Below are 22,645 nucleotides of genomic sequence, written 5' to 3' on the forward strand. Positions count from 1 at the left end.
CCGTGAAGGATCAGCGTCAGATGTCGAATGAGGACCGGCTGCGCGACTACCTCAAGCGTGTGACCGCGGAACTGCACCAGACGCGCCGGCGGCTGGACGCGGCCGAGACGGGGATCGCCGAGCCGATCGCCGTGGTGTCGATGGCCTGCCGCTACCCCGGCGGCGTCCGCTCCCCCGAGGACCTGTGGCACCTGCTCACCCACGCCGGCGACGCCATCGGCGACTTCCCCACCCGACGCGGCTGGGACCTCGACAACCTCTTCGACCCCGACCCCGACACCACCGGCACGAGCTACGCCCGCCAAGGCGGCTTCCTCCACGACGCCGACCACTTCGACGCCGAGTTCTTCGGCATCAGCCCCCGCGAAGCCCTCACCATCGACCCCCAGCAGCGCCTCCTGCTCGAAACCGCCTGGGAAACCCTCGAACGCGCCGGCCTGGACCCCACCCGGCTCCGCGGCAGCCGCACCGGCGTCTTCACCGGCGTCATGTACAGCGACTACGGCGCACGCCTCGTCCACGACGCTCCGGGGGAGGTCGAGGCCTACTTGGGCACGGGCAGCGCCCACAGTGTCGCGTCGGGACGGGTGTCGTACACCTTCGGCCTCGAAGGCCCCGCCGTCAGCGTGGACACCGCGTGCTCGTCCTCGCTCGTCGCGATGCACCTGGCGGCGCAGGCACTGCGCACCGGCGAGTGCGAACTCGCCCTCGCCGGCGGAGTCACCGTCATGGCCACGCCCACCACTTTCGTGGAGTTCAGCCGGCAGCGCGGGCTCGCCGCGGACAGCCGGGTCAAGGCGTTCGCGGCGGCCGCCGACGGCACGGCCCTGGCCGAGGGTTCCGCGCTGGTGCTGCTGGAGCGGCTGTCGGACGCCCAGCGCAACGGTCACCCCGTGCTCGCCGTCATCCGCGGCTCGGCCGTCAACCAGGACGGCGCCAGCAGCCAGCTCAGCGCCCCCAACGGCCCCTCCCAGCAACGCGTCATCCACCAGGCCCTGACCAACGCAGGCCTCACACCCGACCTGATCGACGCGGTGGAAGCACACGGCACCGGCACCACCCTCGGCGACCCCATCGAAGCCCAGGCCCTCCTCGCCACCTACGGCCAGAACCGGACCACCGACCAACCCCTCTGGCTCGGCTCCGTCAAATCCAACATCGGCCACACCCAAGCCGCCGCAGGCATCGCCGGCGTCATCAAAATGGTCCAAGCCATCCACCACGGCGTGCTGCCCAAGACCCTCCACATCAACGAACCCACACCCCACGTCGACTGGGAATCAGGCGCGGTCAAACTGCTCACCGAGCAAACCCCCTGGCCCGACACCGGCCACCCCCGCCGCGCCGCCGTCTCCTCCTTCGGCATCAGCGGCACCAACGCCCACCTCATCCTCGAAGCAGCACCCCCATCCACCACCACCAACCAGCACACCGAACAACCCCCCGCAGACACCCCCCTGCCCTACCTCCTGTCCGCAAAGACCCAAACCGCCCTGCGCACCCAAGCCACCCGCCTGCACCACCACCTCACCCACCACCCCCACCTCGACACCACCGCCGTCGCCCGGACACTCGCCACCACCCGCACCCACTTCGACCACCGCGCCGCCGTCATCGCCACCGACACCACCGACCTGCTCAACGGCCTCACCACACTGGCCAACGGCGAAACAGCCCCCCACACCCTGCAAGGACGGACGACGGAGGGCGGAGTCGTCTTCGTCTTCCCCGGCCAGGGCTCCCAGTGGCCCGGAATGGCGAGCGAACTCCTCGCCTCCTCGGCCCCGTTCCGGGAGAAGGCCGAGGAGTGCGACGCCGCGCTGAGGGAGTTCCTGGACTGGTCGGTACTGGACGTGCTGAGCGGTGAGCCCGGCGCGCCGTCGTTCGACCGGGTCGACGTGGTGCAGCCGGTTCTGTTCACGATGATGGTGTCGCTCGCCGCCGTGTGGCGGGCGGGCGGCGTCGAGCCGTCCGCGGTGGTCGGGCACTCCCAGGGTGAGATCGCCGCCGCGTACGTCGCGGGCGGTCTGTCGCTGGAGGACGCCGCCCGCGTCGTGGCGCTGCGCAGTCGGGCCTGGCTGCGGCTGGCCGGGCGCGGCGGCATGGCGGCCGTCTCGCTCGGCGCGCCGGAGCTGCGACCCCGCCTGGAGCGCTGGGGCGAACGGCTCTCGGTCGCCGCCGTGAACAGCCCGGGGACGGCCGCGGTGGCCGGTGAGCCGGAGGCCTTGCGGGAACTGGTCGCGGAGCTCCACGGGGAGGGCGTACAGGCGCGCTTGATCCCCGGTATCGACACCGCCGGGCACTCCGCGCAGGTGGACGTCTTCCACGACCACCTCTCCGAGGTACTGGCCCCGGTGGCTCCGCGCTCCTCGTCGGTGCCGTTCTACTCGACGGTGACCGGCGCACTGCTCGACACCAGCGGGCTCGACGCCGCCTACTGGTACCGCAACATGCGCGAGCCGGTGGACTTCGAGGCGGCGACCCGAGCGCTGCTGGCCGACGGGCACCGGGTGTTCCTGGAGACCAGTCCGCATCCCATGCTGGCCGCGTCGCTGCAGGAGACGGCGGGGGACGCGGACGCCGACGTCGCCGTACTGCACACGCTGCGACGCGACCACGGCGACCGGACGCGGATCATCACCGCACTCGCCGACGCCCATCTGCAGGGAGTCGCCGTGGACTGGCCGGCCGTGCTGGGCGCGGGTCGGACCGTGCCGCTGCCCACGTATGGCTTCCAGTACCAGCCGCACTGGCTGGACGCGCCGATCACCGCGGATGCCGCCGCCACCGGACTGACACCGACCGATCACCCGCTGCTGAGCGCGCTCGTGGAACTCCCCGACGGCCAGGGGTACGTGTTCACGGGCCGTCTCTCCCTCCAGACACATCCGTGGCTGGCCGGGCACGCCGTCCTGGAACAGGTGCTGCTGCCGGGGACCGCGTTCGTGGACGTCCTGCTGCACGCCGGTGCTCACAGCGGCTGCGGTCGGATCGGCGAACTCACTCTTCAGGCACCGCTGGTGCTGCCCGATCGGGGAGCCGTCCACCTTCGGGTCACGGTGGGCGCCACGGAGGACGACGGCCGGCAGAGCTGCACCGTCCACTCGCGCCCCGCGGACGCCGAGCCGGGAACGCCGTGGCTGGTGCACGCCACGGCCGTACTCGAACCGGAGGGCGCGCCCGACGCCTTCGACTTCGGGACCTGGCCGCCGGCCGACGCCACCGCACTCGACCACACGGACCTGTACGACCGGCTGGCCGGGATCGGCCTGGCCTACGGGGCCCCGTTCCGGGGGCTGCGCGGCGCCTGGTGGGACGGGACGGCGGTGTACGCCGACGTCGTGCTGGAGGAGCCGGGCGACCCGGCCGGGTACGGCGTCCACCCCGCACTCCTGGACGCCGCGCTGCACTCGATCGGCCTGGACACCGCCGACGGCGGAACGGGCGGCTACGTGGCCGCAGGGGTGCAGCTGCCGTTCGCCTGGAACGACGTCAGGCTGTACGCCACCGGCGCGTCCCGGCTCCGCGTACGGCTGACCCGCACAGGCGACGACACGGTGGCCCTGGATGTGGCCGACACATCGGGCACGCCGGTCGCCGCCATCGGGTCGCTCACCATGCGTCCGCTCAGCACCGATCTGCTGTCCGCCGCGCGGCCCGACCGTCACGACGCGCTGTTCCAGCTGGACTGGACGGCCGTTCCGGTCCCGGCCCGAGCCGCCGCGGACGGGCCGATCGCCGTCGTCGGCGACGGGCTGCCGACCGCCGCCGACGCGGTGGGTTCGGTGCCGGTGTATGCGGACCTGACCGCGCTGGTGCGGGCGGTGGACGAGGGTGCCCCGGTTCCGGAAAGCGTCCTCGTCCTCGCCCCCGGACGTACGGACGAGGACCCTGCCCACCGTACCCGGGTGGCGTTGGACGCCGTGCTCGGCCTGCTCCAGGGCTGGCTGGCGGACGACCGTTTCGCCGGCAGCCGACTGGCCGTCCTCACCGACCGGGCGGTCGCCGTGACCGACCAGGAGGCGGACCGTGACCTGTCGCAGGCCGCCATCTGGGGCCTGGTGCGCACGGCGCAGTCGGAGAACCCCGACCGGATCGTACTGGTCGACCTCGACGGCACCGACCGGTCCACCGCACTGGTGACCGCGGCACTGGCGACCGGTGAACCCCAACTCGCCGTGCGTGAAGGGGTGTTCCACGCACCGCGGCTGGCCCGCGCCGGAGCCTCTCGGGCGCTGGAGCTGCCCGGGGACCGTACGTGGCGGATCGACGTGGCCGAGCCCGGCACCCTGGAGTCGCTTGCGGCGGTCGACAACCCGGCGGCACAACGGCCGCTGGCGGACGGAGAGGTCAGGATCTCCGTACGGGCGGCCGGACTGAACTTCCGGGACGCGCTGGTCGCGCTGGGCATGGTGCCCGGACAGGAGATCATGGGCAGCGAGGCGGCCGGCGTGGTCGTCGAGACCGGTCCCGGTGTCTCCGGCATCGCGGTGGGCGATCGGGTCATGGGTCTGTTCACCGGCGCGCTCGGGCCGCTCGCGGTCACCGACCACCGGCTGGTCATGCCGGTACCCGCCGGCTGGAGCAACTCCCAGGCGGCATCGACCCCGGTGGTCTTCCTCACGGCCTACTACGGTCTCAAGCACCTGGCAAACCTGCGTCCCGGGCAGCGCGTGCTGATTCACACCGCGACCGGCGGCGTCGGAATGGCCGCCGTCCAACTCGCCCGGCACCTCGGTGCGGAGATCTTCACCACCGCCTCCCTTCCCAAGCAGCACCTGCTGCGGGCCGACGGGTTCGCCGAGGACCACATCGCCGACTCCCGCACACTGGACTTCGCGGACGAGTTCCTGGCGGCCACCGGCGGCGAGGGCGTCGACGTCGTTCTCAACTCCCTGGCCCACGAGTTCGTCGACGCCTCGCTGCGGCTGTTGCCGCGCGGGGGCCACTTCCTGGAAATGGGCAAGACCGACCGGCGCGACCCCTCCGAAGTGGCCGCCGCTCATCCCGGGGTGCGGTACAGGACGTTCAACCTGGACTCCGACGGACCCGAGCACGTCCAGGAGATGCTGGCCGAGCTGGCCGGTCTCTTCGCGCGCGGTGCACTGCGCCCGCTGCCCTACACCGCATGGGACGTGCGCACGGCACCCGACGCCCTGCGGTACCTGGGCCAGGCACGCCACACCGGCAAGCTGGTACTCACCCTTCCGCGCGCCCTCGACCCCGACGGGACCGCGCTCGTCGTCGGTGGCACCGGAACTCTGGGGAGTCTGACTGCCCGGCACCTGGTGACCGAACACGGCATCCGCCGCATGCTGCTGACCAGTCGTCAGGGCGAGAATGCCGAGACAGCCGGGGAACTGCGGGCCGACCTGGCCGCTCTGGGCGCCGAGGTCACCATCGCCGCCTGCGACGCCGCGGACCCCGAGGCCCTGGCAGCGCTGCTCACCTCGGTCCCCGACGCCCATCCGCTCACGGTCGTAGTGCACGCCGCCGCCGTCCTCGACGACGCCGTTCTCCCCGCCCTGACACCCGAGCGTGTAGACACCGTCCTGCGTCCGAAGATCGACGCCGCCTGGAACCTGCACCAGCTGACGAAGGACCTCGACATCGCCGCCTTCGTCCTGTTCTCCTCCGCCGCGGGTGTGCTCGGCAACGCGGGGCAGGCGGGCTACGCCGCTGCCAACACCTTCCTCGACGCCCTGGCCCAGCACCGCAGGTCCCTCGGCCTGCCCGCCACCTCGCTCGCCTGGGGCCTGTGGGAACAGACCAGCCAGCTCACCGCACAGCTCCAGCATGCCGACCGGGCACGGCTGGCCCGGGCCAGCATCACGGCCATGCCGACGGCCCAGGCCCTGTCCCTGCTCGACGCCGCGCTCGGCTCCTACCGTGCCGTTGCCGTCCCGGTCCGGTTCGACCTCGGGGTGCTGCGCTCGCTGGCCGCGGCGGGAACGCTCCCGCCGATCCTGCGGGGACTTGTCCGCTCCCCAGGGCGCCGTGCGATCGGCTCCGGCCCCGCGCAGGACACGCCGGCCGAGGACTGGGCACAGCGGCTGAGCGGGATCACTCCCGACCGACAGCTCGACCTCCTGGTGCAGCTCGTCCGCACGAACGCCGCCGTGGTGCTCGGCCACTCGGACCACTCGTCCATCGACGAGTCACGGGCGTTCAAGGAGCTCGGCTTCGACTCGCTGACGGCGGTGGAACTGCGCAACCGGCTGGGCAAAGCCGTCGGCCTGCGCCTGCCCTCGACCGTGGTCTTCGACAACCCGACGCCGACGGCGCTCGCCGCTCGCCTGCACTCGGAGCTGGCCCCCCGGGGCGCGGCCGCCCACCAGGTGGTCCTGGACGGCCTGGAGCGCCTGGAGAAGCTCGCGCTCGCCGCCGCCGCGGACCAGGACGTACGCGACGAGATCTCCGGCCGGGTGAGGGACTTCCTCTTCCGGCTCGACCAGATGGACGTCCCCGGTGCCCGGTCCGGGGCCGCGCCGGAGGCGGATGTCGCCGGGCTCATCGACTCGGCCAGTGACGACGAGATCTTCGCCTTCATCGAGAACGAGCTGTAACCCGACGGGAACGGCCGCGGAGCGACGACGGCGAGCAGACGCCTGTCGAGGACGCGAGACCCGCCGGCACATGGCTCAAGGACGCATGACCGAACACGACCGGACCGGGATTCCAAGGAGCTGACAGTCGTATGGCGAACGAGGACACCCTCCGCACCTACCTCAAGCGGGTGACCACGGACCTGCACCAGGCACGCCAGCAGCTCCGGGAGAACGAGGAGCGCTCCACCGAGCCGATCGCGATCGTCGGGATGGCGTGCCGCTATCCCGGTGGCGTCAGCTCTCCCGAGGCGCTGTGGCAGCTGGTCGCCGAGGGCCGGGACGCCATCGGGGACTTCCCCGCCAACCGCGGCTGGGACGTCGAGGGCCTGTACGACCCCGACCCGGACGCCGGCGGCAAGACCTACGTCCGCCAGGGCGGCTTCCTGTACGACGCCGACGAGTTCGACGCCGAGTTCTTCGGCATCAGCCCCCGCGAGGCCGCCGCCATGGATCCCCAGCAGCGCCTCCTCCTGGAGACCGCCTGGGAAGCCCTCGAACACGCCGGCATCGCCCCCGACTCCCTCCACTCCACCCCCACCGGCGTCTTCGCCGGCATCGCCAGCCAGGACTACGCGTCCCTGCGTCACGGTGGCGGAACCGGTGCCGACGGCTACCTCCTGACGGGGATCGCCAACAGCGTGGCCTCCGGCCGTATCTCCTACGTGCTGGGCCTTGAGGGTCCGGCGGTGACCGTCGACACGGCCTGCTCCTCGTCCCTGGTCGCCATGCACCAGGCGGCACAGGCACTACGGACGGGCGAGTGCACCCTCGCTCTGGCAGGCGGCGTCACCGTCATGCCGAGCCCCGGCATCTTCACTGAGTTCAGCCGGCAGCGGGGCCTCGCCCGTGACGGCCGCTGCAAGCCCTTCGCCGCGGCTGCCGACGGCACCGGCTGGGGCGAGGGGGTGGGCCTCGTCCTGCTGGAACGGCTTTCCGACGCCCGGCGCAACGGTCATCAGGTCCTCGCCGTCATCCGCGGCAGTGCACTGAACCAGGACGGCGCCAGCAACGGCCTGACCGCACCCAACGGCCCCTCCCAGCAACGCGTCATCCACCAGGCCCTGACCAACGCCCGCCTCACACCCGACCTGATCGACGCGGTGGAAGCACACGGCACCGGCACCACCCTCGGCGACCCCATCGAAGCCCAGGCCCTCCTCGCCACCTACGGCCAGAACCGGACCACCGACCAACCCCTCTGGCTCGGCTCCGTCAAATCCAACATCGGCCACACCCAAGCCGCCGCAGGCATCGCCGGCGTCATCAAAATGGTCCAGGCCATCCACCACGGCGTGCTGCCCAAGACCCTCCACATCGACCAACCCACACCCCACGTCGACTGGGAATCAGGCGCGGTCAAACTGCTCACCGAGCAAACCCCCTGGCCCGACACCGGCCACCCCCGCCGCGCCGCCGTCTCCTCCTTCGGCATCAGCGGCACCAACGCCCACCTCATCCTCGAAGCAGCACCGGCCGAGACACCCCCCACCGAGACACCGGCCGAACCGGCTCCCGCGGCGGACGGGCCGGCGCCGTGGCTGCTCTCAGCCCGCACCCCCCAGGCCCTCCAGGCCCAAGCCGCCCGCCTGCACACCCACCTCACCCGCCACCCCCACCTCGACACCACCGCCGTCGCCCGCGCCCTGGCCACCACCCGCACCCACTTCAACCACCGCGCCGCCATCACCCACGGCACCCCCACCCAACGCCTCAACGCCCTCCACGCCCTCACCCACAACCAACCCCACCCCCACCTCACCCACCTCACCACCACCGACAACAGCAGCGAAGCGAAGATCGCGTTCTGCTTCAGCGGCCAGGGCACCCAACACCCCGGCATGGGCCACGACCTCTACACCACCAACCCCACCTTCGCCCACCACCTCGACCGCATCTGCCACGCCCTCGACCCCCACCTCGACCACCCCCTCCAACACATCATGTGGGCCACCCCCAACGACCCCCTCACCGGCCTGCTCAACACCACCCTCTACACCCAACCCGCCCTCTTCGCCCTCCAGACCGCCCTCTACCACCTCCTCACCGACCACTACGGCATCCACCCCCACTACCACCTCGGCCACTCCCTCGGCGAAATCACCGCCGCCCACACCGCCGGCATCCTCACCCTCACCGACGCCGCCCACCTCATCACCACCCGCGCCCACCTCATGCACACCCTCCCCCCCACCGGCGCCATGGCCAGCATCAACCTCCCCCCCGAACCCATCACCCACTACCTCAACCAACACCACATCACCGACGTCACCATCGCAGCCCACAACACCCCCACCACCACCGTCATCGCAGGCCACCACACCACCATCCACCACATCACCACCCACTACCAGCAACAACGAATCAAAACCAAAACCCTCAACACCACCCACGGCTACCACTCACCCCACCTCGACCCCATCCTCGACCAACTCACCCACACAACCCGACACCTCACCCACCACACCCCCCACACACCCCTCATCACCAACCACACCGCCACCACCACAACCCACCCCCTCCCCACCAACCACTGGACCACCCACGCCCGCCAACCCGTCCACTACCACCAATCCATCACCCACCTCCACCACCACCAGGGCGTCACCACCTACCTCGAAATCGGACCAGACACCACCCTCACCACCCTCAACAACCACACCCTCAACACCCACAACGACACCACCCCGCCAGCCACCATCACCCACACCCTCAACCCCAAACACCACCCCACCCACACCCTCAGCCACGCATTCACCACCCTCCACAACACCGGCACACCCATCAACTGGGACAACGCCCTCCCCCACACCCCACCCACCCCCCTCCCCACCTACCCCTTCCAACACCAGCAGTACTGGCTGGACGAGCCGGAGAAGCGGGCTTCCGGGACCGAAGTGCGGGCGGACGCCGGGTTCTGGAACCTGGTGGAACGCAACGATGTGGCGCTTTTGGCTGGGGAGTTGGGCGTCCCCGACGACCAGCCGCTGAAGCAGCTGTTGCCGTCCCTCGCTTCCTGGCACCGTCGCCGGCGGCAGCGCGAGCAGGTGGACGGGTGGCGCTACCGCATCGCCTGGCGCCCGCTGGCCGCGGCGCCCGGGCCGCGCCTTGAGGGAACCTGGCTGCTGGTGGTCCCTGACTCTCTGACCGAGGACGACGTGACGGCACAGTGCGGGTACGCGCTGCGCAAGCACGGTGCGATCGTGGAGACCTGGAGCGTGGATTCGGCAACGGCCGACCGCCGGACTCTCGCCGACCGGCTGCGTGAACTCTCCGGCGGCGTGGGGCGCATCGAGGGTGTGCTGTCACTGCTCGCGCTGGACGACGCTCCCCATCCGGCGTATCCGGCAGTACCGCTCGGCCTCGCCACGACACTCGCCCTCGTCCAGGCGATGTCGGACAGCGGGTCCGGAGGGTCCTTGTGGAACGTCACCGTCGGAGGTGTGCTCACGGGGCACGGCGATTCCGTTGTCCGTCCGGCTCAGGCACAGGTCTGGGGGCTCGGACGGTCCGTGGCTCTGGAGCGGTCGAAGCAGTGGGGCGGTCTGGTCGACCTGCCGACGGAGTGGACGGAGCAGGTCACCGACCGGCTCGCGGCCGTACTTGCCAGTGCGGGGGACGAGGACCAGGTCGCCGTGCGCGTCGGTGGTGTGTACGGGCGCCGACTGGTACGGGCACCGCAGGGTCCGGCCGACGGGGCCTCCGCGCGTGCGTGGCAGCCGAGAGGCACGGTCCTGGTCACCGGGGGCACCGGAGGCATCGGTGCCCACGTCGCGCGGTGGCTTGCTCGGAACGGCGCCGAGCGCCTGCTGCTCACCAGCCGACGCGGCCCGGAAGCCCCTGGAGCGGCCGAACTCACCACCGAGCTCACCGCTCTCGGCACGCGGGTGACCATCGTTTCCTGCGATGTCGCCGATCGCGGAGCCGCGGCCGCCCTCCTCGCTTCCGTACCGGCCGAGGAGCCCCTGACGGCTGTTTTCCATGCGGCGGGTGTGGCGCAGCAGTTCACCGATGTGTGCGACACGGGTCTGCCCGACCTCCAGCGGATCACGGTCGGCAAGGTCCTGGGGGCTGCTGTCCTGGACGAGTTGCTGAGCGGCGAGGAGGGCAGGGCCCTGGAGGCGTTCGTGCTCTTCTCGTCCAGCTCGGCCGTCTGGGGCAGCGGTGGCAACGCGGCTTACGCAGCGGGCAACGCGTACCTGGATGCCCTCGCCGAGGCCCGCAGGGCGCGCGGGGAGGTGGCCACCTCCGTCGCCTGGGGCACGTGGGGCGGCGGAGGCATGCTCGTCGCCGAGGACGTCGGGGACTACATGGACCGGCGGGGCATCCTGGAGATGGAACCGGAGTCGGCGGTCGCCGCCCTGGTCACGGCGGTGGAACAGGAGGAGACGTACCTCGTGGTCGCCGACATCGCCTGGGACCGTTTCGTGCTCGGTTTCACATCCAGCCGTCCCAGTACCCTCCTGTCCGAGATAGCCGAGGCGCAGCACGCGCTACAGGGCACCGGCCACGGGGACCCCGCGGGGGCGGTGGAATCGGTGGCGGCCATGACGGAGCGTCTGGCCGGTCTGCCGGTCCACGCGCGCGAGGAGTTCCTCCTCGATGTGGTCCGTGCGGAAGCGGCCGTCGTTCTGCGGCACACCGACACCGACGGAGTCGCCGCCGACAGAGCGTTCAAGGAGCTGGGGTTCGACTCGCTGACCGCGGTAGAACTGCGCAACCGCATCAACGCCGTAACCGGTCTGCGGCTTCCGGCGGGGCTCGTCTTCGACCACCCCACGCCGCGGCTCCTCGCACACCACCTGCTCGCCGAGGTCCTGGCGCCTCAGGAACCGGAGGCCGACGACGTCCTCGCCGAACTGACCGCTCTCGAAGGCTCGATCAGCGCTTGGGCTGCCAGCGGCGGTGCACCGGCCGGGGTCGTCGAGCGCCTGGAGGCGCTGGCGCGGAGGGTGCGGCGCGCGGAGGACACCGCCGCAGCGCCGGAGGAGTCGGACGACGAGTTCGCGTCGGCGTCGTCGGAAGAGATCTTCGACCTGATCGACCGCGAACTCGGCCATTCCTGAAGTCCAGCAAAGCTACGCACCACAGGGTCACGGGAGAAAAGTCACGATGCCGGAAAACGCCGAAAAGCACCTCACCTATCTGAAGCGAGTCATGGGTGACCTCCGTCAGACCCAGCGGCGTCTGCGTGACGTCGAGGAGCGCTCCACCGAGCCGATCGCGATCGTCGGGATGGCGTGCCGCTATCCCGGTGGCGTCAGCTCTCCCGAGGCGCTGTGGCAGCTGGTCGCCGAGGGCCGGGACGCCATCGGGGACTTCCCCGCCAACCGCGGCTGGGACGTCGAGGGCCTGTACGACCCCGACCCGGACGCCGGCGGCAAGACCTACGTCCGCCAGGGCGGCTTCCTGTACGACGCCGACGAGTTCGACGCCGAGTTCTTCGGCATCAGCCCCCGCGAGGCCGCCGCCATGGATCCCCAGCAGCGCCTCCTCCTGGAGACCGCCTGGGAAGCCCTCGAACACGCCGGCATCGCCCCCGACTCCCTCCACTCCACCCCCACCGGCGTCTTCGCCGGCATCGCCAGCCAGGACTACGCGTCCCTGCGTCACGGTGGCGGAACCGGTGCCGACGGCTACCTCCTGACGGGGATCGCCAACAGCGTGGCCTCCGGCCGTATCTCCTACGTGCTGGGCCTTGAGGGTCCGGCGGTGACCGTCGACACGGCCTGCTCCTCGTCCCTGGTCGCCATGCACCAGGCGGCACAGGCACTACGGACGGGCGAGTGCACCCTCGCTCTGGCAGGCGGCGTCACCGTCATGCCGAGCCCCGGCATCTTCACTGAGTTCAGCCGGCAGCGGGGCCTCGCCCGTGACGGCCGCTGCAAGCCCTTCGCCGCGGCTGCCGACGGCACCGGCTGGGGCGAGGGGGTGGGCCTCGTCCTGCTGGAACGGCTTTCCGACGCCCGGCGCAACGGTCATCAGGTCCTCGCCGTCATCCGCGGCAGTGCACTGAACCAGGACGGCGCCAGCAACGGCCTGACCGCACCCAACGGCCCCTCCCAGCAACGCGTCATCCACCAGGCCCTGACCAACGCCCGCCTCACACCCGACCTGATCGACGCGGTGGAAGCACACGGCACCGGCACCACCCTCGGCGACCCCATCGAAGCCCAGGCCCTCCTCGCCACCTACGGCCAGAACCGGACCACCGACCAACCCCTCTGGCTCGGCTCCGTCAAATCCAACATCGGCCACACCCAAGCCGCCGCAGGCATCGCCGGCGTCATCAAAATGGTCCAGGCCATCCACCACGGCGTGCTGCCCAAGACCCTCCACATCGACCAACCCACACCCCACGTCGACTGGGAATCAGGCGCGGTCAAACTGCTCACCGAGCAAACCCCCTGGCCCGACACCGGCCACCCCCGCCGCGCCGCCGTCTCCTCCTTCGGCATCAGCGGCACCAACGCCCACCTCATCCTCGAAGCAGCACCGGCCGAGACACCCCCCACCGAGACACCGGCCGAACCGGCTCCCGCGGCGGACGGGCCGGCGCCGTGGCTGCTCTCAGCCCGCACCCCCCAGGCCCTCCAGGCCCAAGCCGCCCGCCTGCACACCCACCTCACCCGCCACCCCCACCTCGACACCACCGCCGTCGCCCGCGCCCTGGCCACCACCCGCACCCACTTCAACCACCGCGCCGCCATCACCCACGGCACCCCCACCCAACGCCTCAACGCCCTCCACGCCCTCACCCACAACCAACCCCACCCCCACCTCACCCACCTCACCACCACCGACAACAGCAGCGAAGCGAAGATCGCGTTCTGCTTCAGCGGCCAGGGCACCCAACACCCCGGCATGGGCCACGACCTCTACACCACCAACCCCACCTTCGCCCACCACCTCGACCGCATCTGCCACGCCCTCGACCCCCACCTCGACCACCCCCTCCAACACATCATGTGGGCCACCCCCAACGACCCCCTCACCGGCCTGCTCAACACCACCCTCTACACCCAACCCGCCCTCTTCGCCCTCCAGACCGCCCTCTACCACCTCCTCACCGACCACTACGGCATCCACCCCCACTACCACCTCGGCCACTCCCTCGGCGAAATCACCGCCGCCCACACCGCCGGCATCCTCACCCTCACCGACGCCGCCCACCTCATCACCACCCGCGCCCACCTCATGCACACCCTCCCCCCCACCGGCGCCATGGCCAGCATCAACCTCCCCCCCGAACCCATCACCCACTACCTCAACCAACACCACATCACCGACGTCACCATCGCCGCCCACAACACCCCCACCACCACCGTCATCGCAGGCCACCACACCACCATCCACCACATCACCACCCACTACCAGCAACAACGCATCAAAACCAAAACCCTCAACACCACCCACGGCTACCACTCACCCCACCTCGACCCCATCCTCGACCAACTCACCCACACAACCAGACACCTCACCCACCACACCCCCCACACACCCCTCATCACCAACCACACCGCCACCACCACAACCCACCCCCTCCCCACCAACCACTGGACCACCCACGCCCGCCAACCCGTCCACTACCACCAATCCATCACCCACCTCCACCACCACGGCGTCACCACCTACCTCGAAATCGGACCAGACACCACCCTCACCACCCTCAACAACCACACCCTCACCAACACCAACGACACCGCGCCAACCACCGCCACCGCCACCCTCAACCCCAAACACCACCCCACCCACACCCTCAGCCACGCACTCAGCACACTCCACAACACCGGCACACCCGTGGACTGGGACAAGACCCTCCCCACCACCCCACCCACCCCCCTCCCCACCTACCCCTTCCAACACCAACGCCATTGGTTCACGGCCGCCGCCGACACGGACGTCACTGCGGCCGGGCTCGAAAGGAGTGTGCACCCGTTGCTCGGTGCCGGCGTGCCGCTCCCCGACGGCGGGCACCTCTTCACCGGACGGCTCTCCCTCACCAGCCACCCCTGGCTCGCCGACCACGCCGTCCTGGAGACGCCTCTCCTGCCCGGCACCGCCTACATCGACCTCGCTCTCCACGCCGGCGAGCACCTCGACTGCCCTCACGTGGCCGAGTTGACGCTCCGGACACCGCTCGTTCTGAACGAGCAGCGTGCCGTGCAGCTCCAGGTCACGGTCGCCGCACCGGACGAGAACGGAAACCGCCGCATCACCGTCCGCTCACGACCCGAAGGCAGCGAAAGCGGGGACCCCGCGGAACGCTCCTGGACCGAACATGCGCACGGATTGCTGGCGGAGCACCAGACTTGCTCAGCGCCCGCGGACTCGGCCTCGTGGCCGCCGCGAGATGCTGAACGGGTCGACGTCGACGCGTTCTACGACCAGCTCGCCGACCTCGGCTATCACTACGGTCCGGCCTTCCAAGGCCTGCGCGCCGCCTGGCGGAAAGGCGAGACGCTCTACGCGGAGGTGGCCCACGACGACGCACCGAGCGGCGCCCTGTTCGACATGCACCCGGCGCTCCTGGACAGTGCGCTGCATCCCCTGGGACTGAGCCTGGCCCGAACCGGGGACGGCGAGCCCGACGTACGGCTGCCGTTCTCGTGGAGCGGTGTCACGCTGCACTCGACCGGTGCCACGGCCCTGCGAGTCCGGCTGTCACGCACCGGCGAGGACACCCTGACGCTCACCGCGACGGATGACACCGGCGCCCCGGTCATCACGGTCGAGACGCTGACGACGAGGCCGGTCACTGCGGAGCAGTTGGCACCCGCTGATGCCGACATGAGCAACTCCCTGTTCGAGGTCGAGTGGGTGCCTGCGGAGCCGGCACCGCCCTCCGGCACCCCCCGCGTCGCCATCCTCGGCACCCCGCTCCCCCACGACCCCGACCACCCCATCCCCACCTACGCCAACCTCACCGACCTCACCCACGCCCTCACCGAACAAAACCACCCCACCCCCGACATCCTCCTCACCACACTCCCCCCCACCGACCCCACCAACCCCAACCCCCTCCCCGACACCCACCACCTCACCCAACACACACTCACCCTCACCCAGGACTTCCTCACCAACCCCCACCTCACCCACACCCAACTCACCGTCATAACCCACCACGCCAACACCACCACCCACGACACCCACACCCCCAACCTCCCCCACGCCACCACCTGGGGACTACTGCGCACAGCACAAACCGAACACCCCCACCGCATCACCCTCATCGACCTCGACACCCCACCCCACACCACCACCCTCACCACCACCCTCCTCCACCAACTCACCACCACCCACCCACAAACCACCATCCGAAACAACACCCACCACACACCCCAACTCACCAAAACCACCACCCAACCAACCACCCACACCCCCCTCAACCCCAACGGCACCATCCTCATCACCGGCGGCACCGGCACCCTCGGCCGCCTCATCGCCACCCACCTCGCCACCCACCACCACCCCCAACACCTCCTCCTCACCAGCCGCCAAGGACCCAACGCCCCCCACACCACAGAACTCACCCAACACCTCACCCAACTCGGCACCAAAGTCACCATCACCGCCTGCGACGTCTCCGACCCCCAACAACTCGCCACCCTCCTCACCACCATCCCCACCGAACACCCCCTCACCACCGTCATCCACACCGCCGCAACCACCCACGACGCCACCCTCACCACCCTCACCCCCCACCACCTCACCACCACCCTCAAACCCAAAGCCGACGCCGCCTGGCACCTCCACACCCACACCCAACACACCCCCACCCTCACCCACTTCATCCTCTTCTCCTCAGCCGCCGGCACCCTCGGCAACCCCGGCCAAGCCAACTACGCCGCCGCCAACACCTTCCTCGACACCCTCGCCCACCACCGCCACACCCAAGGCCTCCCCGCCACCTCACTCGCCTGGGGCCTCTGGCAACAAACCAGCACCATCACCGCCCAACTCACCACCCAACAACACCAACGCCTCACCCAAAACGGCACCACCCCCCTCACCACCACCCAAGCCCTCCACCTCCTCGACACCACCCTCACCACCACCAAACCCACCCTCCTCCCCATGCGGGTGGAGCCACGCGCACTCCGTGCGCGTGCGGAAGCCGGCACCTTGTCGCCGATGCTGCGCAGCCTGGTCAGGACGCCGGTTCGCCTCACCACCGAGACGGCCCCGCTCGGACGCCGACTGGCAGGCCTCGAACCCGCCGAGCAGGACCGCCTCCTCCTCGACCTGGTGCGGCAGCAGACCGCGGCAGTTCTGGGGCACACCTCACCCGAGTCCGTAGACCCCGAACGGGCCTTCCAGGAGCTCGGCTTCGACTCGCTGACCGCCGTCGAACTGCGCAACCAACTCTCCGGCGCCACCGGTCTGCCCCTCCCGGCAACGGTCGTGTTCGACTACCCATCGGCCCAGGCACTCGCAGGCTTCCTGCGCCAGTCCCTGATCGGCAGGGAGAAGGACCCGGCGACCACAGCCGTCGCGGCCCGGTCCACCGACGAGCCGATCGCTATCGTGTCCATGGCCTGCCGGTACCCCGGCGGCGTCACGTCGCCCGATGGCCTATGGGACCTGGTCGCCGCGGGGCGGGACGGCATCGGAGAGTTCCCCACGAATCGTGGCTGGGACGTCGAGGGCCTGTACGACCCGGATCCCGAGGCCATCGGCAAGAGCTACACCCGCGAGGGCGGCTTCCTGTACGACGCCGACGAGTTCGACCCGGATTTCTTCGGGATCAGCCCCCGTGAGGCAGCGGCCACGGACCCGCAGCAGCGACTGCTGCTGGAGACCGCCTGGGAGACGATCGAACAGGCGGGCCTCACTCCGCACTCATTGCGTGGCAGTCGTACCGGCGTCTTCGTCGGTGTCATGTACGGCGACTACGCCGGCCGTCTGATGCAACGCACACCGGAAGGCTTCGAGGGCTTTCTCGGCACCGGAAATTCGTACAGCGTGGCCTCGGGCCGTATCTCCTACACCTTGGGCTTCGAGGGTCCGGCGGTGACCGTCGACACGGCCTGCTCCTCGTCCCTGGTCGCCATGCACCAGGCGGCACAGGCACTACGGACGGGCGAGTGCGAACTCGCCCTGGCCGGCGGAGTCACCGTCATGGCCTCGCCAACCACGTTCATCGAGTTCAGCCGGCAGCGGGGGCTGGCCCGTGACGGCCGCTGCAAGTCGTTCGCCGCCGGAGCGGACGGCACCGGCTGGGGGGAGGGGGTGGGCCTCGTCCTGCTGGAACGGCTTTCCGACGCCCGGCGCAACGGTCATCAGGTCCTCGCCGTCATCCGCGGCAGTGCACTGAACCAGGACGGCGCCAGCAACGGCCTGACCGCACCCAACGGCCCCTCCCAGCAACGCGTCATCCACCAGGCCCTGACCAACGCCCGCCTCACACCCGACCTGATCGACGCGGTGGAAGCACACGGCACCGGCACCACCCTCGGCGACCCCATCGAAGCCCAGGCCCTCCTCGCCACCTACGGCCAGAACCGGACCACCGACCAACCCCTCTGGCTCGGCTCCGTCAAATCCAACATCGGCCACACCCAAGCCGCCGCAGGCATCGCCGGCGTCATCAAAATGGTCCAGGCCATCCACCACGGCGTGCTGCCCAAGACCCTCCACATCGACCAACCCACACCCCACGTCGACTGGGAATCAGGCGCGGTCAAACTGCTCACCGAGCAAACCCCCTGGCCCGACACCGGCCACCCCCGCCGCGCCGCCGTCTCCTCCTTCGGCATCAGCGGCACCAACGCCCACCTCATCCTCGAAGCAGCACCGGCCGAGACACCCCCCACCGAGACACCGGCCGAACCGGCTCCCGCGGCGGACGGGCCGGCGCCGTGGCTGCTCTCAGCCCGCACCCCCCAGGCCCTCCAGGCCCAAGCCGCCCGCCTGCACACCCACCTCACCCGCCACCCCCACCTCGACACCACCGCCGTCGCCCGCGCCCTGGCCACCACCCGCACCCACTTCAACCACCGCGCCGCCATCACCCACGGCACCCCCACCCAACGCCTCAACGCCCTCCACGCCCTCACCCACAACCAACCCCACCCCCACCTCACCCACCTCACCACCACCGACAACAGCAGCGAAGCGAAGATCGCGTTCTGCTTCAGCGGCCAGGGCACCCAACACCCCGGCATGGGCCACGACCTCTACACCACCAACCCCACCTTCGCCCACCACCTCGACCGCATCTGCCACGCCCTCGACCCCCACCTCGACCACCCCCTCCAACACATCATGTGGGCCACCCCCAACGACCCCCTCACCGGCCTGCTCAACACCACCCTCTACACCCAACCCGCCCTCTTCGCCCTCCAGACCGCCCTCTACCACCTCCTCACCGACCACTACGGCATCCACCCCCACTACCACCTCGGCCACTCCCTCGGCGAAATCACCGCCGCCCACACCGCCGGCATCCTCACCCTCACCGACGCCGCCCACCTCATCACCACCCGCGCCCACCTCATGCACACCCTCCCCCCCACCGGCGCCATGGCCAGCATCAACCTCCCCCCCGAACCCATCACCCACTACCTCAACCAACACCACATCACCGACGTCACCATCGCAGCCCACAACACCCCCACCACCACCGTCATCGCAGGCCACCACACCACCATCCACCACATCACCACCCACTACCAGCAACAACGCATCAAAACCAAAACCCTCAACACCACCCACGGCTACCACTCACCCCACCTCGACCCCATCCTCGACCAACTCACCCACACAACCCGACACCTCACCCACCACACCCCCCACACACCCCTCATCACCAACCACACCGCCACCACCACAACCCACCCCCTCCCCACCAACCACTGGACCACCCACGCCCGCCAACCCGTCCACTACCACCAATCCATCACCCACCTCCACCACCACCAGGGCGTCACCACCTACCTCGAAATCGGACCAGACACCACCCTCACCACCCTCAACAACCACACCCTCAACACCCACAACGACACCACCCCGCCAGCCACCATCACCCACACCCTCAACCCCAAACACCACCCCACCCACACCCTCAGCCACGCATTCACCACCCTCCACAACACCGGCACACCCATCAACTGGGACAACGCCCTCCCCCACACCCCACCCACCCCCCTCCCCACCTACCCCTTCCAACACCAGCAGTACTGGCTGAATCCGGCGATCACCGCGGACGTCACCGCCGCGGGCCTCAACGCGACGGCTCACCCGCTGCTCGGTGCCGGCGTGCCGCTCCCCGACGGCGGGCACCTCTTCACCGGACGGCTCTCCCTCACCAGCCACCCCTGGCTCGCCGACCACGCCGTCCTGGAGACGCCTCTCCTGCCCGGCACCGCCTACATCGACCTCGCGCTCCACGTCGGTGCACACGTGGGCGCCGGTTGTGTCCGGGACTTGACGCTGTACGAGCCCCTGGCCGTGCCCAAGGATGATGCCGTTCGCGTGCAGGTGACCGTCGGCGCCCCCGACGACGGGGGGACCAGGTCCGTCGCGGTGCATTCGAGGCGGGGCGATGACGTCGACGGCGCGGAGTGGGTTCGGCACGCTGAGGGAACACTCGCGGCCGATACGCAGTCCGTGCCCGAGTTCCCCACGGAGTGGCCGCCTCCGGCCGCGGTCGCCGTAGAGGTCGACGACGTCTACGCGCGGCTGAGCGACATGGGACTGGACTACGGTTCGGTGTTCCAGGGACTGCAGGCCGCATGGCGGGGCGGGGACGAGGTGTACGCCGAGGTCGGTCTTGCCCATGAAGTCGGCACGGCGGGATTCGGTGTCCATCCCGCCCTGCTGGATTCGGCCCTGCACGTCTCCGCCATCGGGCTGTCTGGTGCCTCGGAGCCACAACCGACGCGGCTGCCGTTCTCGTGGAGCGGTGTCACGCTGCACTCGACCGGTGCCACGGCCCTGCGAGTCCGGCTGTCACGCACCGGCGAGGACACCCTGACGCTCACCGCAACCGACCCCTCGGGAAAGCCGGTGGTGGCGGTGGAGATGCTGACGGTCCGCCCCGTCACGGCCGATCAACTGGCTGTGGGCGACCCGGCCTTGCGCAACGCGTTGTGGGAGTTGGAGTGGGTTCCTGCGGAGCCGGCACCGCCCCCCGGCACCCCCCGCGTCGCCATCCTCGGCACCCCACTCCCCCACGACCCCGACCACCCCATCCCCACCTACGCCAACCTCACCGACCTCACCCACGCCCTCACCGAACAAAACCACCCCACCCCCGACATCCTCCTCACCACACTCCCCCCCACCGACCCCACCAACCCCAACCCCCTCCCCGACACCCACCACCTCACCCAACACACACTCACCCTCACCCAGGACTTCCTCACCAACCCCCACCTCACCCACACCCAACTCACCGTCATAACCCACCACGCCAACACCACCACCCACGACACCCACACCCCCAACCTCCCCCACGCCACCACCTGGGGACTACTGCGCACAGCACAAACCGAACACCCCCACCGCATCACCCTCATCGACCTCGACACCCCACCCCACACCACCACCCTCACCACCACCCTCCTCCACCAACTCACCACCACCCACCCACAAACCACCATCCGAAACAACACCCACCACACACCCCAACTCACCAAAACCACCACCCAACCAACCACCCACACCCCCCTCAACCCCAACGGCACCATCCTCATCACCGGCGGCACCGGCACCCTCGGCCGCCTCATCGCCACCCACCTCGCCACCCACCACCACCCCCAACACCTCCTCCTCACCAGCCGCCAAGGACCCAACGCCCCCCACACCACAGAACTCACCCAACACCTCACCCAACTCGGCACCAAAGTCACCATCACCGCCTGCGACGTCTCCGACCCCCAACAACTCGCCACCCTCCTCACCACCATCCCCACCGAACACCCCCTCACCACCGTCATCCACACCGCCGCAACCACCCACGACGCCACCCTCACCACCCTCACCCCCCACCACCTCACCACCACCCTCAAACCCAAAGCCGACGCCGCCTGGCACCTCCACACCCACACCCAACACACCCCCACCCTCACCCACTTCATCCTCTTCTCCTCAGCCGCCGGCACCCTCGGCAACCCCGGCCAAGCCAACTACGCCGCCGCCAACACCTTCCTCGACACCCTCGCCCACCACCGCCACACCCAAGGCCTCCCCGCCACCTCACTCGCCTGGGGCCTCTGGCAACAAACCAGCACCATCACCGCCCAACTCACCACCCAACAACACCAACGCCTCACCCAAAACGGCACCACCCCCCTCACCACCACCCAAGCCCTCCACCTCCTCGACACCACCCTCACCACCACCAAACCCACCCTCCTCCCCATCCAGCTGGATCCCCACGGCCTGCGATCGGCGGCAGAGGTCCGGGAACTGCCGGCGCCGCTGCGTCACTTGGCGCGCGTTCCCGTCCGGCGTGCACGGGCCGGCGCCCGTTCTGTCGTCCAGCGGCTGGCAGGCCTGGAACCAGCCGAGCAGGACCGCCTCCTCCTCGACCTGGTGTGCGGCGAGATCGCCCTGGTCCTGGGCCATTCCGTGGCCGACACGGTTGACACCGAGCGCGGCCTGATGGACATGGGTTTCGACTCGCTGACCGCCGTCGAACTGCGCAACCGGCTGAACGCGGTCACCGGCCTGCAGTTGCACCCGACCCTGGCGTTCGACCATCCGACACCAGCCGCCCTGGCCCGCCACCTGCGCACCCTCGTGGTTCCCGCCGCGGAGGCCAGGAGCGAGGGGGACGACGACGAGGCCAGACTGCGCCGGGCCCTGGCGAGGGTCTCGGCAGCCCGGTTGCGGGAGGCCGGCCTGCTCGACGTGCTGGTGCGCCTGGCGGACGGGCCGGGTGAAACGTACGGTGCGGCGGATCCCGAGGAGTTGGACCGGGCGGACGCGATCGAGACCGCGGGTGTCGACGACCTCGTCCGGATGGCCCTGCTCGAGCAGGACGCACAGGAGCCGTCCGCCGCGGCTGCGGAACCGGGTGCGGGCCGATGAAG

The 22,645-nt window shown here is 70.1% G+C and carries 3 protein-coding genes; all 3 read left to right on the top strand.

Translation table 11 applies throughout. From position 1 onward, the window contains the following. Positions 1 to 20: 20 nt before the first annotated feature. Complete coding sequence (locus S1361_RS05090) at positions 21 to 6,566, top strand: type I polyketide synthase (protein WP_208030645.1); 6,546 nt, start codon at positions 21 to 23, stop codon at positions 6,564 to 6,566. A gap of 131 nt (positions 6,567 to 6,697) precedes the next feature. Next, positions 6,698 to 11,671 carry a type I polyketide synthase gene (locus S1361_RS39835; protein WP_208030646.1) on the top strand — a complete coding sequence of 1,658 codons (4,974 nt, stop codon included), beginning with the start codon at positions 6,698 to 6,700 and terminating at the stop codon, positions 11,669 to 11,671. A gap of 46 nt (positions 11,672 to 11,717) precedes the next feature. Beyond that, positions 11,718 to 22,643 (top strand): type I polyketide synthase, encoded by a 10,926-nt coding sequence (locus S1361_RS38985; protein ID WP_341829285.1) that lies wholly within the window; start codon positions 11,718 to 11,720, stop codon positions 22,641 to 22,643. Positions 22,644 to 22,645: the final 2 nt, after the last annotated feature.

Origin of the sequence: Streptomyces cyanogenus, assembly GCF_017526105.1 — a bacterium.
Taxonomy (GTDB): Bacteria; Actinomycetota; Actinomycetes; order Streptomycetales; family Streptomycetaceae; genus Streptomyces; species Streptomyces cyanogenus.